The sequence below is a fragment of the Peribacillus folii genome (assembly GCF_030271255.1).
GTDB lineage: Bacteria > Bacillota > Bacilli > Bacillales > DSM-1321 > Peribacillus.
In genome coordinates this window covers 420,440-440,146 of record NZ_JASJOM010000001.1, presented here as the reverse complement: position 1 = coordinate 440,146, position 19,707 = coordinate 420,440, and the positions used below count along the sequence as shown (strand labels likewise).

Here is a 19,707-nt window from a genome sequence, read left to right as displayed (position 1 = left end):
AACCAAAAGGTACCTATATCACTTTAAAGTACGTACTGTTTTTTATTTATATTATATCTCATAATAACATTTGCACACCGAATCCCACTGTACCATTTATTAAAAAATTGCTTGAGGCAATTTTCATGATAGTACAAAAAGAAGAAAAGGAGAAGAGAGTATGATTTCAAGTAAAAATAAAAGTACATGGGCATTGCTGGCTTTGGCGATCAGTGCCTTTGCGATTGGAACGACCGAGTTCATCAGTGTCGGATTACTGCCGCTGATCTCAAGGGACATGCACATTACGGTCACGACGGCTGGTTTGACGGTATCCTTGTATGCCTTGGGAGTCATGTTCGGGGCCCCGATCCTGACATCACTGACATCGAATATGTCGCGCAAAACCTTGCTGCTTTGGATCATGGTCGTATTCATAGCAGGAAATGCATTGGCGGCTTCTGCGACCACGATCAGTGTTTTATTGATCGCACGTATCATTTCAGCACTGGCACATGGCATCTTCATGTCGATTGGTGCGACGATTGCTGCGGATTTGGTGTCTGAAGATCGAAGGGCGAGCGCCATCGCCATCATGTTTACAGGCCTGACGGTGGCAACGGTGACAGGTGTTCCCTTCGGAACCTTCATCGGACAGCAATTCGGCTGGAGATTTGCCTTCATCATCATTGTGGCGATCGGCCTCATTGCTTTCATCGCCAATAGCGTCCTTGTCCCATCCGATTTAAGGAAGGCGGCACGTACAACATTTCGGGATCAAATCAAATTAATCACAAATGGTCGCTTACTGCTGGTCTTCATCATTACGGCATTAGGATATGGCGGAACATTCGTTGTCTTCACCTACTTGTCACCCCTGCTTCAGGAAGTGACAGGGTTTAAAGAAGGAACTGTCGCCTTGATTTTGTTAATATATGGAGTAGCAATAGCGATAGGGAATACCCTTGGCGGGAAATTAGCCAATCGCAATCCCATTCAGGCTTTATTTTATATGTTCCTCATCCAGGCTATCGTATTGGTGGTCTTGACTTTCACGGCACCATTCAAGCTGGCCGGGTTGATCACAATCATTTTGATGGGGTTATTTGCTTTCATGAATGTCCCAGGGCTTCAAGTCTATGTTGTCATGCTGGCGGAGCGCTTCGTACCAAGTGCAGTTGATGTCGCATCTGCGATCAATATCGCTGCCTTTAATGCAGGCATCGCTCTCGGCGCCTATCTAGGCGGCGTGATCACGGATTCCATCGGCCTCATCCATACAGCATGGATAGGCGGCGTGATGGTTTTCATCGCAGTGCTTTTGACTGGATGGAGCCGTGCCCTGGAGCGTAGGGATCAGGGAAAAGGGACGAACTAGGATAAGGCTGCAAACTACAAAAAGCAAGTCATTTCCTGTAGGCGTATAGAGTATCCCAGAACATCAAGCATCATTACACCCCTTCAGCGAATGAGGGGAGATTCCTTGAAGGGGTGTAATGATGCCGATACTTTCACGCATTACAGTCGATGGAAATTTGAATGGAAATATGGGAGGTAGAGCAAGCATGTTGAACAATTTACAAGCTACAGCAACGTTGCATAACGGTGTGGAAATGCCTTGGTTCGGTTTGGGTGTATTTAAGGTGGAGGAAGGTCCCGAGCTGGTCAATGCGGTTAAAGCAGCAATCAAACAGGGGTATCGCAGCATTGATACGGCCGCCATCTATGGAAATGAAGAAGGCGTCGGACAAGGGATCAGGGAAGGACTAAAAGAAGCCGGAATCACTCGGGAAGAAATATTCGTAACATCCAAAGTATGGAATGCGGATTTAGGTTACGAATCGACGATTGCAGCTTACGAAAAAAGCTTATCGAAGCTTGGCTTGGAGTACCTGGATTTATACCTGATCCATTGGCCAGTGGAAGGGAAATACAAAGAAGCATGGCGGGCACTGGAAGCCCTTTATAAAGAAGGGAAAGTGAAAGCGATCGGCGTAAGTAACTTCCAGATTCACCATTTAGAAGATGTCATCAAGGATGCGGACGTAAAGCCGATGGTCAACCAGGTCGAATGCCATCCGCGTCTGACGCAAAAGGAATTGCAAGCATTTTGTAAGGAACAAGGCATTCAGCTGGAAGCTTGGTCACCTTTGATGCAAGGGGAATTACTTGATAATGAAGTATTGCAGGCCATTGCGGCAAAGCATGGCAAGTCCGTTGCACAGGTCATTTTACGTTGGGATCTCCAAAATGAGATCGTGACGATTCCAAAATCCACGAAGGAACATCGTATAGTGGAAAACTCTTCTGTCTTCGATTTCCAATTGACTGACGAAGAAATGATCAAAATTGATGGCTTGAACCAGAATCATCGTGTTGGTCCGGACCCTGATAATTTTGACTTTTAATCATCGATGAGGACAGGAAAACGTCCTTAGGCTGCAGACAAACACGAGGTTTGTCTGCAGTTTTTTTTGATTTGATGAAAATGGCGTCCAATGCTCTTCTACTGGGGAGTTTATACAATGAACGTTCCATTGCACTGCAGCGATTCCTTATCCAGATGCAGTCCGTGAGCCTCCTTGGCTTTTCAGCCTGCGGGGTCTCACGTAGACGCGCATGTCCCGCAGGAGTGTCGCCCCTTCCGTTATATTTCATTTGGCGTGACAACAAAGAAGGAATATCATAACGCCGACAGTCAGGGGCGGTTTGGATATAGGCTGTTCCATTACACTGCATGCACTCGCTTTTTTGCGGGCGTCAGGTCTCTTCGGGGAACAGTCCTGGGGTTTTTGTTCCTAGACTGTATTTCCGGCAGAGATCTCTCACTTTTCGTTCCGATAAGTCAGGAACGGAAAAAAATGCCCCAAAACGGAATGGGGCACGGAAATGCATGGCTAATTTCTTGGTTCATTGTTCAAAGAACCCGTCTTTAGCATGTACGAATAATTGGAGTGCTTTGTCGATCTCGGTCTTTTTAAGGGCGTTTTCGAGCGTTTCATTTACGGCGGCAAGGATTTCCTGAAGTCTGGTCTCACCACGGTCGGTTATGATCGCACATACACCGCGGCGATCGTCTTCATATCCAAGTCTTTGGATGACGCCGCAGCTTTTATTCTCCATCCTGACGGAAAGCCTCGACATGGCACTTTGGCTAAGGCCGACCAACTGTTGCAATTCGAGCAGCCGCAGTTTTTTTTCTGGGGCTTCCGATAGGAATAATAGAACATAAAACTCATTCAGAGTCGTTTGGTGCCCGGCCTGAAGCATGCGATCAAGCTCATTGGAGAGCTCGCCATGAATACGTGTAAACGCTAGCCATGTTGTTATAAGGTTTTGCTTACTGGACATATATATATTCGCCTTCCTCTGCTTACTATCTATAAATATAACACATATTAAACGAAGTATACCAAGAAGCAATCGGCCTCAATCCGCCACTTGCCGGAAACGGATTCGTTGACACACCATGATTCAAATGATATAAATGCATGTGCATGCATTGAAAATTGGAGGGAGATAGTAATGATGAATGATTTGTTTTCATCCTACCGTATAAAAGAACTGGAACTTAAGAACAGGATCGTCATGCCGCCGATGTGCCAATATTCCGTTGAAGCAAAGGACGGAATCCCGAACAATTGGCATCAGCACCATTATGTAAGCAGGGCAATCGGCGGCACGGGCCTGATCATCGTTGAAATGACGGATGTGGAACCTGATGGACGTATTACGGATCACGATCTTGGATTATGGTCGGATGATCAAATTGATGCATTCTCCAAAATCGTTGAAGAAGTGCACCAGTACGGAGCTAAAATCGGCATCCAAATTGCCCATGCAGGCCGTAAAGCGGAGGATGCCAAAACGCCTGTGGCTCCATCAGCCATTGCTTTTGATGAAACGTACAAAACACCGCGCGCACTGGAAACGGAAGAAGTGAAGGGGATTGTCGATAAATTCCGTGCTTCAGTGAGAAGGGCCGTTCAAGCAGGATTTGATGTCATTGAGTTACATGGTGCACATGGATATCTCATTCATCAATTTTTATCACCGATCACGAATCAGCGTGATGATGAATATGGCGAGGATTTGACCAGGTTTGGCGTGGAGATCATTAAAGCCGCCAAAAGCGAAATGCCTGCTGGCATGCCGCTGATCATGCGAATCTCGGCAAGGGAATATGTAGAAGGCGGGTATGGGCTGGAAGAAAGCATTGCCTTTTCAAAGGTGTTTAAAGAAGCGGGCGTCGATATGTTTCATGTGAGCTCAGGCGGCGAAGGTCCGGTTGGTTCTGCTGGAAGACCAGGCACGCATGCAAGCTACCAAACGCCTTTGGCTAGGGAAATCAAGAAAGCGTTGGATATTCCGGTGATTGCTGTTGGCCGATTGGATGATCCGCTCCTGGCAAATGCAGTCATTGGCAATGAAGAGGCGGATTTGGTCGCTGTAGGCAGGGGGATGCTGAGAAACCCATATTGGACCTTGGATGCGTCCCAGGCATTGAATAAAAAAATAGCAGTTCCTGTGCAATATGAACGTGGATTCAGGCACTGAGATAGGCTTTGGTCTGGCAAACCAAGCTGCCATCACCTTGATGAGCGTGTTTCTCCGGATAGACTTGAAGGAAAAGTCGACGATAAAGTGATGCTCAGCAGGATATTTTGTTATAATGAGTGGGATAAAACAAACGATAATTCGAGGTGCTTATTATGGAAGATATCAAAATCGTTACAACCGAAGAAGTGGAAGCCAAGCTTGAGGCCGGCGAATCGCTGGAACTTGTCGATGTTCGTGAGGACGAAGAAGTGCAGGAAGGGATGATCGAAGGCGCAAAGCATATTCGCATGAACGACATCCCGGCCAATCTTGATTACTTCGATAAAGAAAAGGAATATATTTTTATTTGCCGGTCAGGACGCCGCAGTGAAAATGTCTGCCATTACTTGCAGGAACAAGGCTATAAAGTGGCAAACATGGTTGGCGGAATGCTGGAATGGGACGGCGAAGTCATCGTTAAGTGAATAGGTTTCCATGTAAAATCGGCCTTCGAATATGTGCATATTCGGAGGCTCTTTTTATGGTGGGAGAGCAAAGGGGATATGGTAAAATACAGACAGAGGATTCGGAAAATTCGGATAAAAGGCGGCGAGGGAATGAACATTCATAAAATAGCGGTCATTGCAGGTGACGGAATAGGTCCCGAGGTGATTGATGAGGGCGTGAAAATCCTGAAAGCAGCGGCTGCAATAGCCGGGGATTTTACCTTCGAATTCACGTATTTCCCCTGGGGGTGTGAGCATTATTTGGAGCACGGTACGATGATGCCTGATGATGGAATGGAAAGGTTGAAGAAGTTTGACGCCGTGTACCTCGGGGCGGTTGGATATCCCGGAGTGCCGGATCATATTTCATTACGTGAGCTGCTCCTGAAAATCAGGAAGGAATTCGATCAGTATGTGAACGTTCGTCCTGTCAAATTGCTTCAAGGCGCACCATGTCCTTTAAAAGACGTGACTCGTGACCAAATCGACATGGTCGTGATCCGGGAAAATAGCGAAGGGGAATACTCCGGCGCCGGTGATTGGCTTTTCAAAGGCAAACCGGAGGAAGTCGTCCTGCAAACGGGAGTCTTTTCGCGGAAAGGAACCGAGAGGATCATTCGTTATGCGTATGAGCTGGCCCGCACGATGGGCAGGAGCCTGACAAGCATTAGCAAAGCCAATGCCCTGAATTATTCCATGGTTTTTTGGGATCAGGTATTCGAAGAGGTTGGAAAAGAGTATCCGGATGTGACAATCCATTCCTATTTGGTCGATGCGGCGAGCATGTATTTTGTCAAACAGCCAGAGCGATTTCAAATCGTCGTCACCTCCAATTTGTTTGGTGATATCATCACGGATCTGGGTGCTGCCATAGCGGGCGGGATGGGCCTTGCTTCAGGCGCCAATTTAAATCCGGAACGGGAATATCCTTCGATGTTCGAGCCGATTCACGGCTCCGCTCCGGACATTGCCCATAAAGGCATCGCTAACCCCCTCGCCGCCATATGGTCCGCGAGCCAAATACTGGATTTCTTCGGGCATGGTGATTGGGGTGCAAAAGTGTTGGGTGTGATCGAACAGGTGATGGTCGATCAAAAGACGCTGACCCCGGATATGGGCGGAACAGCCACGACGGCAGATGTCGGAAATGAAGTGGTTGCACTGCTATCGGCTTTATACAAAAAGAACGTATAAATAGCTGCGGAAGTGGGCATCCTGCACAATATCTATCATTATAGTAAAAAGGGCGGGGAGAGCCGATGATCCAAGTGAAATTATTCGATTATGAGCATGAGAAGGATTTAGAGGATGAAATGAACGTCTTCCTCGAGGATATCCGGGAAAATCAAATCGTCGATATTAAATACAATGTTGCTACTACCGGGGAAGATGAAGAAGAACAAATCTACTGTTTTAGTGCGATGATCATTTATAAAAAAAAATGAGGAATTGCAGGTCCGATTCATATAGGGTAAGCAGACTACCTTTTGCTGGAAAATCTCAAACCAAGGTAGTCTTTTTCCTTTGAAGCGAATGTCAGGAAGATGTCGCTTCCCCGCCATTGACATGAAGTGTTTGTCCTGTCACAAAACGGGAATCATCGGAGGCCAGGTAGACAAAGGTTGGAGCCAGTTCGAATGGTTGGCCTTGGCGCTCCATCGGGTTCTGGACCTGTGTGACCTCGTCTGCAGAAAAACTTGCTGGGATAAGCGGTGTCCAAAACCTTCCAGGTGCAATGGCATTCACCCGGATGCCTTGAGCGACAAGGCTGTTAGCCAATGCCCGGGTAAAGCCGATATTGGCTCCTTTAGTCGCCGTATAATCAATCAATTGCTTGTTGCCATTGAATGTCACGACGGAAGATGTATTAATGATGGAGGCTCCTGCCTTTAAGTGCGGCAGGGCTGCCCGGGTCGTGTAGAAGTGGGAATATATATTCACTTTAAAGGTGTCATCGAATTGCTCATCCGTAATATCAAGCAAGCTTAATTGCTGAAATTGAATGCCGACGTGGTTGCAAAGAATATCGAGCTTTCCAAAAGCATGGATGGTCTCTTCCACGATATCGATACATTGCTGCTTATCCCTTAAGTCTCCCGGAAGCAGCAGGCTACGCTGTCCGAGCTCTTCGATCCTCGCCTTTGTCCGTTTTGCATCTTCATGCTCATCCAAGTAAGCGATGGAAACATCCGCACCTTCCTTAGCAAAAGCTATCGCCGCGGCAGCACCGATTCCGCTGTCCCCGCCCGTTATCAATGCAACCTTGCCAGCTAATTTACCACTGCCCTTATAATCGGGGTTTTCGATGATGGGCCGGGGCACCATGAACTTTTCTACCCCAGGCTGGCGAAATTGGCGTTGCTCGGGAACAGTGAGCGGCACGTCCTGATATCGAGTGATTTTTCCATAATTCGCTTGAAGGGGATATCCTTTTTGGGCTGGCTTCTTTTTCTTTTCTTCTGTCATGACAATCCTCCTAAAAAAGAATGTAGTCTCGGTTACTGTATGTCGACTGGGCAACTGCCGTGCATGCCGATATTGACCCAAACGTGTAAGGACGGGCTCGTTGCCGGTTCGTTTGAATATGCTGAAGGGAAGAAAAAAAGTTTTGGAGGATTCGGTATGCCCTATTATTACAGTGAACAAGTGAAGTTGCTGCTGGTCGATCAATCGGATGAGAAAGTCGAGGTATTATATGACTCCAACCCCTATGGCTTCGTCTTGCCGCTCATCGGTTCAAGACCTCCCTATTATTACAATCCGCGTTATTTGCCTTATTACCCGGTAATATGAAATGGAGGCTGCCTTATTCCGGAAGGCTTAAGGCGGTCTCACCAGTCACCTATTCATTCCCGATTATATGGTTCCGTGATCATTACAAATCGGTATATAATGGGTATACATAGTGATGAAAAGGCAGGAGTGAAATGGGAATTTGATTGATGGACGAAGGTGACCAACCTAAGCAAGGGGGATGTTACGGGTTGGGTGAACGGACAGGAAAAGGGGCGAGCCATTTGGAACGTTTTACAGAACAGGTTATCAAAATCATCCAGCAGATCCCGCCGGGTAAAGTGATGACATATGGACAGATTGGGCAGCTCGCCGGAAGCGCGCGCGGAGCAAGGCAAGTCGTTAGGATCCTGCATTCGAGCAGTAAAAAACATCATCTTCCTTGGCATCGGGTAATCAATGCAAAAGGGGAAATCGGCATAAAAGCAGACGGCGCCGCCGAACACCAGCAAATCCTGCTGGAAAGCGAAGGCATCACATTCACGAACCGGAACACGATCGACCTTAAAACGTATCGCCATCATCCAGAACTGGACGAATGAAAGCGATTCACGGTTGACGGCCGGAAAAACGTACCGACTGCGCCAGGGTAAGCGAAATGAATGCACAACAAGCGAAATCCATACAAAAAAAGGCTAATCTCAGTAGATCAGCCTTTTTTGTGTCAGGACCGGGCATGTATCGCAGCATTCATTCCGGCTAGCCTTCCGGTGACGAGGGCGGAGGTGATGTTGTAGCCGCCTGTGTATCCATGTATGTCCAGGATCTCACCGCAGAAGTATAGTCCATCCATTAGCTTGGAGGACATTTCTTTCGGATGGATTTCCTTGACGGATACGCCTCCGCCGGTGACGAAGGCCTTTTCCAGCGGCTGGGTGCCGTGCACGCCAAATTGGAAGTCCTTGCATAGCTCGGCAAAGCGGCGGATTTTCTCATGGGAAATCGTCGCTCCTTGTTCCTGGAGGTCGATGCCGCTTCGTTCAAGCAGGAAGTGAAGGTATCGTTCCGGTACTAAACCCTTTAACGTATTTTTGATCGCTTTTTTCGGTTCTGTTTTGATTTCCTTCATGATGTCTTGAAAGACCTCTTCCTTGTTGCGATCCGGAAGGGCATCGAGTTTCATGGTCACTTCCTTGAGGTTCCACTTTTTCATCGCTTTCACGACGAATTGGCTGCATCGTAGGACAGCTGGTCCGGAAACGCCGAAATGGGTGAAGAGCATATCCATTTGGTGGGTAATCAGTGCCTTGCCTTTTGGGTTGAGCACGCTCAGCGAAACATCCCGAAGTGCGAGGCCTTGAAGCGTTCGAGCTTTAATGAAGGCTTCGTCGCTGAGGATGGGAACTTCAGTCGGGAACAGGTCGGTAATCGTATGCCCCGCTTTTTTTGCCCACGCATATCCATCGCCGGTTGATCCGGTGTGGGGAACCGATTTACCGCCGACGGCGATCACGACTGCGTCTGTGGCAACGGTTTGTCCGTCCTTCAGCCGGACCCCGCTTGTTTTTCCATTTTCATAGAGGACCTCGGCAACCGGGGAGTTCTTATAAATCGTTACCTTCAGATGCGATAGGCGGGTCAGTAGTGCATCCACGACGCTTTGCGCTTTATCGTTGACCGGGAACATCCGGCCATGGTCCTCTTCCTTTAGGGCAACACCCAATTTTTCAAAGAATAGAATGATGTCTTCATTATTGAATTCCGAGAAAGCACTATATAAAAATCGCCCGTTTCCAGGGATGTGCTGAATGATTTCATCGATCGAGAGCCTGTTCGTCACATTGCAGCGTCCGCCGCCCGAGATGGCAAGTTTCCTGCCAAGCTTCTCGCCTTTATCCACTAACAAGACTTGGGCGCCTTTTTCCCCGGCCGCGATCGCTGCCATCAATCCGGAAGGGCCGCCGCCAATTACCACTACATCATATTTCAAATTGATCACCACTTTATCATTTTCAGTCCCTTCATTATATAGCAAGAGCCCTTAGAATATCGAATGTAGAAAAAAAGGAATTATTTGTTTGTGTATTATCTTCGAAAACGATAAACTTGAGTGTAGTTTTCTATAGAAAAAATGCTTTAATATGATAAGATAAAGAGCGTGTAAAACGTAACTGACAGAGGCAGGAAGGGATTAGATGTCATCTAAGTTTTTAAAAGGGGCTTTTATATTAACGCTGGGAGCGATCATTTCCAAGGTTCTTGGATTATTTTACGTCATCCCATTTGAACATATGGTCGGGAATAAAGGGGCAACCCTCTATCAATATGGATACGTTCCATATACCATTTTCATCAGCTTTGCAACGGCTGGCATGCCGCTTGCCGTTTCTAAATTCATTTCGAAGTATAATGCTCTCGAGGAATATGCCGTCGGCGAGAAGTTATTCAAATCAAGCCTGAAATTAATGGCTGTCACCGGTTTTCTCGCTTTTTTGATCCTCTATACGATGGCACCGCTGTTTACTGAAGTGTTTGGTGTGGAGAAGGAAGATGTCAGGGATGTCACCGCGATCATACGGGCCGTCAGCTTTGCCTTGATTTTTGTACCGTTTATGAGCATCATCCGCGGCTTCTTCCAGGGTCATGAAGCGATGGAGCCAACGGCGATATCGCAGGTGATCGAACAAATTGTCCGCATCGTGTTCCTTCTGGCCGGTGTGTTTGTTGTTTTGAATGTCCTTGATGGAGAGTTAGTGAGAGCCATCCAAATCGCTACATTTGCGGCTACGGTCGGGGCCATCGGCGGACTGGTGGTGTTGTTTTGGTATTGGAAAAAACAAAAACCTTACTTGGACAGCTTGATGGAGAGAGACCGGGGGACGATGGACATTTCCTTGAAGGAAATTTATAAAGAAATCTTCCTATCGTCGATTCCTTTCATATTTGTCGGTATCGCGATGCCGATGTTCCAGTTTGCCGATTTGCTGTCATTCAATAAGGCAATGTCGTCGATCGGCCTGCAGCATGTTGCAGAAGATGCCCTGGGGGTTTTGAATGTATACGCCCAGAAGCTAGTTTTGATTCCGATGACGCTTGCAACAGGGTTTTCCATGGCGCTGCTACCTTCGGTGACGAAGGCCTATGTCAGTGAGGACTCACAAGAGCTGAACCGCCAGCTGAACCAAGCCTTCCAAATCTTATTGTTCATCACGATCCCTGCGGTCGTGGGCATGTCTGTGCTGGCCGATCCGATTTATAGTGCCTTTTACAGCCATGATCCGCTTGGCATCAGCGTCCTGAAGGCCTATGCGCCCGTTTCCATCTTGTTTGCGCTTTTTTCCGTTTCGGCGGCCATTTTACAAGGCATCAATCAGCAAAAATATACGGTGCTCAGCCTGCTCCTTGGGTTTTTAATCAAATTGAGCTTGAATATCCCGATGATCAAGCTGTTTGAAACGGAAGGATCCGTTTATGCCACGGCCTTCGGCTACTTGGCTGCTGTGCTTCTGAACTTGTACGTCATAACCTATTTTACTGGGTATCGCTACAGCCTCACCATCAGAAGGAGTGTATTGATCACTGTATTTTCAGTGATAATGGGACTGGCTGCATGGGGCATGAACAGTCTGCTATCACTGTGGCTTACAACGGAAGGCCGATTCCAGGCGATATTGGTCGTCGCCGTTTGTGCCATTTTCGGGGCCCTCATTTATGCGGCACTTTCCTTGAAAAGCAAACTTGCCCATCGCTTGTTCGGCTCCCGAATCGATCGATTGAAGGCTAAGCTAGGTTTATAAATGAACGTTTGATGTGTAAAAAAAAGGGTATTAGTAAGATGATCCCCAAATTATCATATATTGGCCTTGCCTGTCATGAAAATGGGCAAGGCTTTTTACTGAAAAGGCTTTAGGAGGAAACGATGAGAATTGATAAGATATTATCCAATATTGGTTATGGCAGCAGGAAAGAAGTGAAGAAACTTCTGAAATCAGGTGCCGTGAAGGTCAATGAACGGGTGCTTAAGGATCCGAAGGAGCAAGTCGATCCACATGCAGAAACCGTGACGGTCCATGGTGACCGTGTGGAATACAGGGAATTCATCTATTTGATGATGAATAAACCGCCTGGTGTATTGTCGGCGACGGAAGATAATCATCAGGAGACGGTCATCGACATTTTGGAGCCTGAGGACTCGGTGTTCGAGCCATTTCCTGTTGGCCGTTTGGATAAAGATACGGAAGGGTTGCTGCTGATCACGAATGACGGGAAGCTGGCGCATCAACTGCTTTCACCTAAGAAGCACGTCCCTAAAACGTATTTTGCGGTCATTGATGGCGAAGTAACGGAACGGGATATCGAGGCATTCCGCAACGGCGTGACCTTGGATGACGGGTACGAAACAAAACCGGGTGAATTGAACATCCTTAAATCGGGCTTGACCTCGGATATCGAGCTGACCATCATGGAAGGGAAGTTCCATCAGGTGAAGCGGATGTTCGAGGCTGTCGGCAAGCGGGTCATTTACCTAAAGCGCCTATCCATGGGAAGCCTGCAGCTCGATGAGGAGCTTGAGCTTGGCGAATACCGTGAATTGACCGCTGAAGAGCTTGAACAGCTAAAAGCGGGACAGCCCCAATGAAGAATAAGCAATAAAAAATGAGGCGGACATATTGTCCGTCTCAAAGTATCTTACATATCGATTTTGTTCGGGTGGTCGTTCTCTTTACGATGACATCTTCACCTTTTTACTTGTTGTCGTCCAAAGGCCACGGCTTGGGCTTTGAACAAGGTCATTGTATGCTAAGACATTTAAATCGCGCTGCACAGTTCGAGGAGTGATGCCAAATTCTTCTACAAGCTCTTGAGTAGAAACCGTACCGTTATTGCTAATGAACATATAAACGGATTTAATACGGGTTAACATGCGATTTGTTGAAGGTTTCAAAAAATCACTCCTTATTCTTTTCATTGTTAGTGTAAACCAAATGAAAACAACCGATATGTCGGACAGCGTTTCAGCTGCCGCTATGTACTTGCTATACCCACCCTATAACTCCTCGGAAACATTAGAGAAAAAACAAGATGTCATTAGCTTCATTTTACTCCTTTGCAAAAGCAAATTCTAGAACAAAATGAAAATTGACTAAATATTACATTTATTATATCGAAATTTAACAATTTTATTCCCTATACATATATAAATATTAACAAACATGGGGGTGACTGCATTTACTTAGTTGCATTTTGCCAATAAACGATGCAAAATATGCATGGACTGAAAAATATTGACTGTACCGGCGATACGTGTTATTTTCTAAACTAGATTGCTAATCGTAATTATTACGGTTTATCCGCGCGTTGCAAATATACTTGATGGCATGCGGCTGCGATGTCATAATGAAGTGTCGAGCGCTATAGCGTTTTCATAGATGACCCAAAAGGAATGTAACTCTAAACAAATTCGAGGTTGAACGATATGAATGAAAGATTAATCGAGTTTCTATTGCGCGACGAAGTGACCAGGCTTTCTGGCATGAAAAAACAAGTGTACGAATTCATCGTGAAGGAAGAAGACTATCTGGCATCCAAGGCCGATACGGTCGATCAATTTATGAGATTGCTGGTGAAGCATTCCCCACCCCGGCTTGCCGCCCGTCATTTCAATATGCCGTATGGGGAAATCATCCGCTTCATGAATGAAATAGAAGCCGAGCTGAACGAGAGGCTGGAGGAAAGGTGCAAGAGAGTGAAGTGGCTGGACTGTACGGAAAAGGATCAGCAGGCTTTTGCGGAATATCATCGCAAGTTATTCTTGTTCGTTAATTGAATGGAAAATCATGAAAATGTCCTGGAATGTAAGGGCATTTTTTTTCGTTCGTGAAACTGGATCATCCCAATCTGAATGAGACGAAGTTCTGATGACCCGCATTTCTGGCTGGCTTGGGCGTTTCGTTGTACGGCAGATCTATCCGGATCCAGAGGCTGAGAGGCGGAGGCCTTGTCCGCAATCGGGTCCAAATCATGTTAGAAGTGACCAAAACAGCAAGAATGAGGACGATTTGGAGATGGTCTGATTGTTAAAATGGGGACAATAAACGAATAGGAGCGAAAATCATGTCTACCATTAAGGCATTCAATGCAGTACACTTTTCAAGAACATGCTGATGGAGGAGGACGCATGAGATCCCTTATCGGCGTTGATTCTAGTTCAAGGCGATTGGAACGAAGCTGGAGAACCGATTGACTTTGAAAGGCAATGAAGTATCATTTACCTTATTGCGGATCATGTGAAAATCCCCGTCAGCGCGGACATTGAAGCAGGCTATGGTGAAACCGCGGTAATGTGCTATGCGCGGCAGACGACGAATCACACCTCACATGGATTTGGGACTAAAACCTGAAAGGATGCGGAGTATAATGGATGTTGCGTTCAATCTTTCTTTTGAAGAAATGTGGGAGAAAATCATGGCCTGCGATGCTAAATATGATGGATTATTCTTTACGGCAGTAAAGACCACCAAGATATACTGCCGCCCTTCATGCAGGTCGAGGAAGCCGAAACAAATAAATGTGGAATTTTATCATAGCATCGCAGAAGTCGAGCAGGCAGGTTTCCGTGCTTGCAAAAGATGCCAGCCGCAAGTCGAGGTGTCCCCGCAGATGCAGCTTGTCAGAGATGTCATCATATTCTTGGTAAGGCAGTATAACCAAAAAGTGGAATTGAAGGATATTGCCGACCATGTTGGTGTAAGCTCCTATTATCTCGAGCGGCTGTTCAAAAAGGAAACGTCGGAAACTCCCCGTTCCTATTTGGAGAAAATAAGAGTCGATAAAGCGGCATTTCTTCTAACAAGCACAAAGCTAACGAACCTTGAAGTCTCCCTTGATGTGGGATTTCACAGCCCTTCGAACTTTTATAAGGTATTTCGCCGGTTGAAAAATTGTTCTCCAAGTGAATATCGAAGCATGCAGGAAAAGGGGAAATGAAAAATGGACGGGAGGCTTACGCTGCCTTCCACTAGGAGGTCTTTATATGAGTGAAGTATATAAATTGGATTATCAATCGCCGATTGGAGTGATCGAGATATCAGGGACGAATGAGGCCATCAGCTCGATATTATTCGCTGAAAGGGACAGGAAGGTGAATAGTATGCAGGAGCGGACGCCAGAGGTTTTGGTGGAGTGCTTCAATCAGCTTGATGAGTATTTCAAAGGTGAACGCAGGGAATTTACATTTCCCTATATATTTGATGGGACGATCTTTCAAAAAAATGTCTGGAATGCACTAACAGGAATCCTGTATGCCGACACAGGCTCCTATAAAGACATTGCCGTTTCCATCGGCAATGAAAAAGCCATTAGGGCAGTAGGGAGCGCTAATGGCAGGAATAAGTTAAGCATCGTGGTTCCTTGTCATCGGATCATAGGGTCGAATGGGAAATTGACCGGTTATGCAGGTGGCTTATGGAGAAAGGAATGGCTCCTGCAGCATGAAAGGAATTGTAAGCAGCAAACGTGATGTCAGCAAAACGAAAAAAGCGTGAACCATACCGCTGTATGGTTCACGCTTTTTTTTGCTTTTAAGAAAGGAGCAAATGTATGCCGGTGTCTTTGAACGATGTGATGAATGCTTCATGCAAATGATCATCCGTAATGATGTAATCGATTTTATCCAGTGGCGCAATCCCGATGGTCACGTCTTTGCCGAACTTCGAGCTGTCAGCGGCAACAAAGGCCTGTTGTGATAATTCGATGATTTTCTTTCGTGTATTCGCTTCTTCCAAATTATAGTCGGAAATGCCTTTTTCAATCGTGATGCCACTCGCACAAATGAATGCCTTTGTAATATTCAATTCGCTGAAGTTGAAGAGATAGTCGAAGGCGACAATGGATTGTTCATTTTGCCGGACCTTTCCGCCTATGATCAAGATCTCGATATCACTATCAAGAAGCTCATTCACGACAGGGATGGAACTGGTTATCACCGTGAGTTTCTTTTTTTGTTTTATATATTTAGCGATTTGATAGGTTGTCGAACCGCTGTCAATATAAATGCAGTCTCCATCATGGATAAACTCACTGCATTTTCGGGCGATTCTTTCCTTTTCGCTTAATTGGCTGAACATCCTTTCATCTATCGTCGATTCCCCGAACTTCGATTGAGCCAGCTTTACGCCTCCATAGATCTTTTCTATTTTTCCTTGCCTGGTTAGAAGGTTCATATCCCTCCTGAGAGTTTCAATGGAAATTTGCAGTTCTTCAGTAAGCTCACCAAGCTTCATGACTTTTCTTATCGTCAATAATTCGATGATTTTCTTTTGTCTTTCAAGTGGTAGCATATTTTCACCCGCCATTCTTCATTCTCATTACCGGATATTCATTATAAGTGTACGATGTGCGCGAAACATATTCAATAAATAGCTAATGAATAAATTATTATATGGTCATAATTTAGTATAAAGTTGGTATGAAAGTGTTCAATATTTACAGAGTATTTACAAAAATCGCAAATTCGATTTACATGCGGCTTTTATACTAAGGGTGTATTGAAGGAGGTGAGCGGTTTGCTAAAACTACAAAATATTAGCAAGCGATTCGATGATAAATTCGTTTTGGAACATATAAATCTTGAAATAGGAACAGGGGAGATCGTTTCACTGTTAGGACCAAGCGGCAGCGGAAAAACTACGCTGTTGAATATCATCTTGGGGTTAACGAGTGTGGAGCAAGGAAAAATCATCTTTAACGATCTGGATTTGAGCAATGTGCGGATGAAGGACAGGGGGTTTAATATCGTCTTTCAAGATTATGCGCTCTTCCCGCATTTAAATGCATACGAAAACATCGTTTACGGATTGAGAAATAAAAAGGGCTTGGTGTCTGAGGAGGAATTACATGATTATATCGATTTCTTGGAACTACAGCCTCATTTAACGAAAAAAATGGGTGAATTATCAGGAGGGCAGAAACAGCGGGTGGCGCTCGCAAGGACCCTCGTCATGAAGCCGAAAATATTATTGCTCGATGAACCATTGAGTGCATTGGATGGAGTCATCAAGGAATCGATCAAGCAGCGCATTAAATCGATAGCTAGAGAATATAAACTGACGACGATCATCGTGACGCATGATCCGGAAGAGGCGTTGACGATGTCCGATAAAATCTTGATCATCAATCAAGGGAATATTTCTCAATTCGGATCACCGCAACAAATCATCGATCATCCAGCCAATGATTTTGTCAAAGAGTTCATTCTTAAACAACTGGAGATCAAAAGGGAAAATATTTATCACTTATTCGGTGAAAAGTATGCCTGAGGTAAAACCGGCCATGCGAATCATTTATATACCTATCTTACTGCTATTTGCCGCTTTTCTTATCTTGCCTTTGGGCATCTTGTTCATCCGCTCTTTCGAAACGGCAGAGGGCATCAATCTCTCGAATTATCTAACGGTCCTCTCTGATGAAGAGCTATTGAAGGCATTTGGAAACAGCTTGAAAATCTCGGGGCTCACGGCCGCCGTAACGACCACTATCGCCTTTTGTCTCGCCTATTCAATCCATTGCACCCGAATATATGGACCGATAAAAAGTATCATTAAAACGGGAATCCTTATTCCGATGCTGCTTCCGACCATCACATTCGGTTTTGCGATCATCTACTCTTTCGGCAATCAAGGAGTCATAACGAGAATTTTTGGGAGGAATTTATTCGATATATACGGCTTCACTGGATTATTGATAGGTTATGTGATTTATACATTACCATCAGCTTTTCTTCTCATCCATAATTCCTTCAAATACAGTGATAAGAAGTTCATCATCGTTTCTAAGCTGATGGGGGACGGAACGATGAGAAGCTTCATGAATACGATCATACGGCCATTGGCGGGAACTCTTGGCGGAGCCTTTATCCTTTCCTTCATCTTGAGCTTCACCGACTTTGGAATACCGGCTTCGGTCGGCGGCACCTACTCCGTTGTTGCGACGCAGCTGTATCAGGTCATGCTCGGCTCCATCCCTGATTTCCATACAGGGGCAGTAATTGCCATTCTCATGCTGATTCCGGCCGTGTTCAGTGTTTTCCTATTAAACTATCTTGATAAGCGTAATTTTCACTATGAAAAATTCAGCGATATCGAAATGACCCGGCATAAAGGGAGGGATATATGCTTTGGGGCGGTCTCGCTGCTCGTACTGATAGGAATGGTTTCCATTTTTGCAGTCATGTTCATTGCACCATTTCTTACTAGTTTCCCTTATGATCTTACGTTCACTTTCACACACTTCATCGACACATTTCAAGCAAGCGATTTAACGGCAGTCTATCAAAACTCTTTATTCGTTGCCTTGATGACGGCCGTACTGGGAACGTTCATTGCCTTCAGCTCGGCGGTCTTGAATGTCCGGACGCCGCTTAGGGGGAAGTCGTCAATCGATGCCATTTCGATGCTGACGAATACCGTGCCAGGAATGGTGCTCGGTTTATCGTATTTGCTGCTGTTCAACGGCAGCAGCTTGAAGGGGACCTTCGCGATCATCATTGTTTGTAACATGGTCCACTTCTTTACGACGCCCTATTTAATGGCAAAGAACGCATTAGCGAAAATGAACCCTTCATGGGAAACGACCGCTGAGTTATTGGGGGATAGCTGGATCAGGACAATCCAACGTGTCATCCTGCCAAACTCGGCATCCACAGTGATCGAGATGTTCAGCTACTATTTCATCAATAGTATGGTGACGATCAGCGGGATCATCTTTTTGGTCACGGCCCAAACCACGTTAGTGGCCAGTAAAATAAAGGAGCTTCAGCATTTTGCCAAATTCAATGAAATCTTCATCCTGTCTTTACTTATCTTCTTTACAAATCTGGTCGTGAAACTGCTTTGTGATCATTATCAAAAAAGATCATTCAAACATTAATGAGGGGGATATCATGTTGAAAAAATGGAAGATCGTCGTACTATCTTTAATTGCTTTAAGTGTGGTATTTGTATGGGCCGGCCGAAATGGCACAAAGGCGGATGAGGAAAGGGTTGTCATTTATACGAATGGTGATGAAGAAGCGACATCAGCAATGGAGACATCCTTGAGGGAAGCCGGGTACGAAGGGAAATATGTCCTTCAATCGCTGGGTACATCCGAATTAGGAGGAAAGCTGTTGGCGGAGGGCGCAGAAATCGAGGCCGATCTGGTGACGATGAGCTCCTATTTCATCGATAGTGCCCAAAACCAGCACTCCATGTTCATGGATCTGTCCTTCGGCACGAAAGCACTGGAATCCACACCCGCTTATTATACGCCGATCCTGGCCAATACCGGTTCCATTTTTGTCAATACGGAGGTGCTCAAACAAAAAGGGCTGCCGATGCCCGCCTCGATCAAGGACTTAACAAAGCCGGAATATAAAGGGCTCGTTTCCATTCCTAATATTCTGGACTCGTCAACAGGGTGGCTTTTAGTCCAAGCGATCATCAGTCAATACGGTGATGCTGAAGGGAAAAGGATCCTCCATGATTTAATCGCGAACAGCGGCCCGCACCTAGAGAGCTCAGGGTCGGGACCGATCAATAAAGTGCAAGCAGGGGAAGTGGCTGCCGGCTTCGGATTACGCTATCAAGCCGTGATGGCGAAAGAAAAGGGCTTACCGATCAAGTATGTCGATCCAATCGAGGGGAATTTCTCCTATACGGAATCGATTGCCGTCGTGAAAAAAGAAGATGATGCAAAAACAAGCTTGGCGATGAGAATGGCGGAAACGATCAGTACAGATGCTAGGGAAGATTTATTGAAGCTTTACCCGGTCGCCCTTTATGAAGGGGAAAAGGTAACCGAAAAGAACAACCCGGCCCACCCGAAAAGATTCAAGCAGCCTCTTACGGTCGAATTATTAAAACAGCATCAACAGTTCTTTAAATCAGCACAATGATCAATCCAGTAGGGAGTG

21 protein-coding genes are annotated in these 19,707 nt (G+C 45.8%); 16 read left to right on the top strand and 5 right to left on the bottom strand.

Annotated elements, in window-relative coordinates:
• Positions 1-163: 163 nt before the first annotated feature.
• Together QNI08_RS02120 and QNI08_RS02115 are read left to right on the top strand one after the other, a co-directional pair.
• Positions 164-1,357: an MFS transporter gene (locus QNI08_RS02120; protein WP_285765883.1), complete on the top strand. Its 1,194-nt coding sequence runs from the start codon at positions 164-166 to the stop codon at positions 1,355-1,357.
• A gap of 190 nt (positions 1,358-1,547) precedes the next feature.
• A complete protein-coding gene (locus tag QNI08_RS02115) occupies positions 1,548-2,387 on the top strand; it encodes an aldo/keto reductase (protein ID WP_285765882.1) in 840 nt (279 codons plus the stop codon).
• 502 nt (positions 2,388-2,889) lie between these two features.
• Here QNI08_RS02115 and QNI08_RS02110 read toward each other — a convergent pair.
• Positions 2,890-3,330, bottom strand: coding sequence for a MarR family winged helix-turn-helix transcriptional regulator (locus QNI08_RS02110; protein WP_285765762.1), 441 nt, complete (start codon positions 3,328-3,330; stop codon positions 2,890-2,892).
• A 177-nt stretch (positions 3,331-3,507) separates the two neighbouring features.
• Here QNI08_RS02110 and QNI08_RS02105 point away from each other — a divergent pair, with 177 nt between their 5' ends.
• The 4 genes from QNI08_RS02105 (at position 3,508) to QNI08_RS02090 (ending at position 6,469) form a co-directional block, all read left to right on the top strand.
• Positions 3,508-4,536, top strand: coding sequence for an NADH:flavin oxidoreductase/NADH oxidase (locus tag QNI08_RS02105; RefSeq protein ID WP_285765881.1), 1,029 nt, complete (start codon positions 3,508-3,510; stop codon positions 4,534-4,536).
• Positions 4,537-4,691: 155 nt separating this feature from the next.
• Positions 4,692-5,003, top strand: a complete 312-nt coding sequence (locus tag QNI08_RS02100) for a rhodanese-like domain-containing protein (protein WP_285765761.1) — start codon at positions 4,692-4,694, stop codon at positions 5,001-5,003.
• Positions 5,004-5,135: 132 nt separating this feature from the next.
• Positions 5,136-6,218 (top strand): tartrate dehydrogenase, encoded by a 1,083-nt coding sequence (locus QNI08_RS02095; protein ID WP_285765760.1) that lies wholly within the window; start codon positions 5,136-5,138, stop codon positions 6,216-6,218.
• Positions 6,219-6,283: 65 nt separating this feature from the next.
• On the top strand, positions 6,284-6,469 hold the full coding sequence (locus QNI08_RS02090) for a sporulation protein Cse60 (RefSeq protein ID WP_061143367.1): 186 nt from the start codon (positions 6,284-6,286) through the stop codon (positions 6,467-6,469).
• Between the two features lie 91 nt (positions 6,470-6,560).
• Here QNI08_RS02090 and QNI08_RS02085 read toward each other — a convergent pair whose 3' ends face one another.
• Positions 6,561-7,490, bottom strand: a complete 930-nt coding sequence (locus QNI08_RS02085) for an SDR family oxidoreductase (RefSeq protein WP_285765759.1) — start codon at positions 7,488-7,490, stop codon at positions 6,561-6,563.
• 39 nt (positions 7,491-7,529) lie between these two features.
• Here QNI08_RS02085 and QNI08_RS02080 point away from each other — a divergent pair, with 39 nt between their 5' ends.
• Both QNI08_RS02080 and QNI08_RS02075 read left to right on the top strand, forming a co-directional pair.
• Entirely contained in the window at positions 7,530-7,817 is a 288-nt protein-coding gene (locus QNI08_RS02080; protein WP_285765890.1) for a hypothetical protein, read from the top strand.
• Between the two features lie 224 nt (positions 7,818-8,041).
• Positions 8,042-8,359, top strand: a complete 318-nt coding sequence (locus tag QNI08_RS02075) for an MGMT family protein (RefSeq protein ID WP_285765880.1) — start codon at positions 8,042-8,044, stop codon at positions 8,357-8,359.
• A gap of 122 nt (positions 8,360-8,481) precedes the next feature.
• Here the strand turns inward: QNI08_RS02075 and QNI08_RS02070 are convergent, their stop codons facing one another.
• A complete protein-coding gene (locus QNI08_RS02070) occupies positions 8,482-9,747 on the bottom strand; it encodes a BaiN/RdsA family NAD(P)/FAD-dependent oxidoreductase (protein ID WP_285765758.1) in 1,266 nt (421 codons plus the stop codon).
• Between the two features lie 205 nt (positions 9,748-9,952).
• Between QNI08_RS02070 and QNI08_RS02065 the strand changes: the two genes are divergently transcribed.
• Complete coding sequence (locus tag QNI08_RS02065; RefSeq protein ID WP_285765757.1) at positions 9,953-11,554, top strand: putative polysaccharide biosynthesis protein; 1,602 nt, start codon at positions 9,953-9,955, stop codon at positions 11,552-11,554.
• Between the two features lie 122 nt (positions 11,555-11,676).
• Complete coding sequence (locus QNI08_RS02060; protein WP_285765756.1) at positions 11,677-12,396, top strand: pseudouridine synthase; 720 nt, start codon at positions 11,677-11,679, stop codon at positions 12,394-12,396.
• 84 nt (positions 12,397-12,480) lie between these two features.
• Here the strand turns inward: QNI08_RS02060 and QNI08_RS02055 are convergent, their stop codons facing one another.
• A complete protein-coding gene (locus QNI08_RS02055) occupies positions 12,481-12,702 on the bottom strand; it encodes a DeoR family transcriptional regulator (RefSeq protein WP_034309346.1) in 222 nt (73 codons plus the stop codon).
• A 531-nt stretch (positions 12,703-13,233) separates the two neighbouring features.
• On the opposite strand from QNI08_RS02055, the gene QNI08_RS02050 reads away from it, so the two are divergent.
• From QNI08_RS02050 to QNI08_RS02040, 3 genes are all read left to right on the top strand, one after another.
• Positions 13,234-13,584 carry a hypothetical protein gene (locus QNI08_RS02050; protein WP_285765755.1) on the top strand — a complete coding sequence of 117 codons (351 nt, stop codon included), beginning with the start codon at positions 13,234-13,236 and terminating at the stop codon, positions 13,582-13,584.
• 590 nt (positions 13,585-14,174) lie between these two features.
• Complete coding sequence (locus QNI08_RS02045) at positions 14,175-14,744, top strand: bifunctional transcriptional activator/DNA repair enzyme AdaA (RefSeq protein ID WP_285765754.1); 570 nt, start codon at positions 14,175-14,177, stop codon at positions 14,742-14,744.
• A gap of 46 nt (positions 14,745-14,790) precedes the next feature.
• Entirely contained in the window at positions 14,791-15,276 is a 486-nt protein-coding gene (locus QNI08_RS02040; RefSeq protein WP_285765753.1) for a methylated-DNA--[protein]-cysteine S-methyltransferase, read from the top strand.
• A 61-nt stretch (positions 15,277-15,337) separates the two neighbouring features.
• On the opposite strand, the gene QNI08_RS02035 is transcribed toward QNI08_RS02040, so the two are convergent.
• Complete coding sequence (locus QNI08_RS02035; protein ID WP_285765879.1) at positions 15,338-16,096, bottom strand: DeoR/GlpR family DNA-binding transcription regulator; 759 nt, start codon at positions 16,094-16,096, stop codon at positions 15,338-15,340.
• A gap of 225 nt (positions 16,097-16,321) precedes the next feature.
• Here QNI08_RS02035 and QNI08_RS02030 point away from each other — a divergent pair, with 225 nt between their 5' ends.
• Genes QNI08_RS02030 through QNI08_RS02020 form a run of 3 tightly spaced genes read left to right on the top strand, consistent with a single transcriptional unit; the run spans position 16,322 to position 19,689 of the window.
• Positions 16,322-17,074, top strand: coding sequence for an ABC transporter ATP-binding protein (locus QNI08_RS02030; protein WP_285765752.1), 753 nt, complete (start codon positions 16,322-16,324; stop codon positions 17,072-17,074).
• Complete coding sequence (locus QNI08_RS02025) at positions 17,067-18,683, top strand: ABC transporter permease subunit (protein WP_285765751.1); 1,617 nt, start codon at positions 17,067-17,069, stop codon at positions 18,681-18,683. The genes QNI08_RS02030 and QNI08_RS02025 overlap by 8 nt, the downstream gene beginning before the upstream one ends.
• Positions 18,684-18,696: 13 nt before the next feature.
• On the top strand, positions 18,697-19,689 hold the full coding sequence (locus QNI08_RS02020; protein ID WP_285765750.1) for an extracellular solute-binding protein: 993 nt from the start codon (positions 18,697-18,699) through the stop codon (positions 19,687-19,689).
• Positions 19,690-19,707 lie beyond the last annotated feature (18 nt).

What these genes read in the sequence shown, in the direction of transcription:
- QNI08_RS02040 (WP_285765753.1), top strand. Translation starts at nt 14,791, where the DNA reads ATGAGTGAAGTATATAAATTGGATTATCAATCGCCGATTGGAGTGATC.
- QNI08_RS02050 (WP_285765755.1), top strand. Translation starts at nt 13,234, where the DNA reads ATGAATGAAAGATTAATCGAGTTTCTATTGCGCGACGAAGTGACCAGG.
- QNI08_RS02035 (WP_285765879.1), bottom strand. Translation starts at nt 16,096, where the DNA reads ATGCTACCACTTGAAAGACAAAAGAAAATCATCGAATTATTGACGATA.
- QNI08_RS02080 (WP_285765890.1), top strand. Translation starts at nt 7,530, where the DNA reads ATGTCGACTGGGCAACTGCCGTGCATGCCGATATTGACCCAAACGTGT.
- QNI08_RS02095 (WP_285765760.1), top strand. Translation starts at nt 5,136, where the DNA reads ATGAACATTCATAAAATAGCGGTCATTGCAGGTGACGGAATAGGTCCC.
- QNI08_RS02020 (WP_285765750.1), top strand. Translation starts at nt 18,697, where the DNA reads ATGTTGAAAAAATGGAAGATCGTCGTACTATCTTTAATTGCTTTAAGT.
- QNI08_RS02110 (WP_285765762.1), bottom strand. Translation starts at nt 3,330, where the DNA reads ATGTCCAGTAAGCAAAACCTTATAACAACATGGCTAGCGTTTACACGT.
- QNI08_RS02060 (WP_285765756.1), top strand. Translation starts at nt 11,677, where the DNA reads ATGAGAATTGATAAGATATTATCCAATATTGGTTATGGCAGCAGGAAA.
- QNI08_RS02090 (WP_061143367.1), top strand. Translation starts at nt 6,284, where the DNA reads ATGATCCAAGTGAAATTATTCGATTATGAGCATGAGAAGGATTTAGAG.
- QNI08_RS02065 (WP_285765757.1), top strand. Translation starts at nt 9,953, where the DNA reads ATGTCATCTAAGTTTTTAAAAGGGGCTTTTATATTAACGCTGGGAGCG.
- QNI08_RS02105 (WP_285765881.1), top strand. Translation starts at nt 3,508, where the DNA reads ATGAATGATTTGTTTTCATCCTACCGTATAAAAGAACTGGAACTTAAG.
- QNI08_RS02025 (WP_285765751.1), top strand. Translation starts at nt 17,067, where the DNA reads ATGCCTGAGGTAAAACCGGCCATGCGAATCATTTATATACCTATCTTA.
- QNI08_RS02100 (WP_285765761.1), top strand. Translation starts at nt 4,692, where the DNA reads ATGGAAGATATCAAAATCGTTACAACCGAAGAAGTGGAAGCCAAGCTT.
- QNI08_RS02085 (WP_285765759.1), bottom strand. Translation starts at nt 7,490, where the DNA reads ATGACAGAAGAAAAGAAAAAGAAGCCAGCCCAAAAAGGATATCCCCTT.
- QNI08_RS02045 (WP_285765754.1), top strand. Translation starts at nt 14,175, where the DNA reads ATGGATGTTGCGTTCAATCTTTCTTTTGAAGAAATGTGGGAGAAAATC.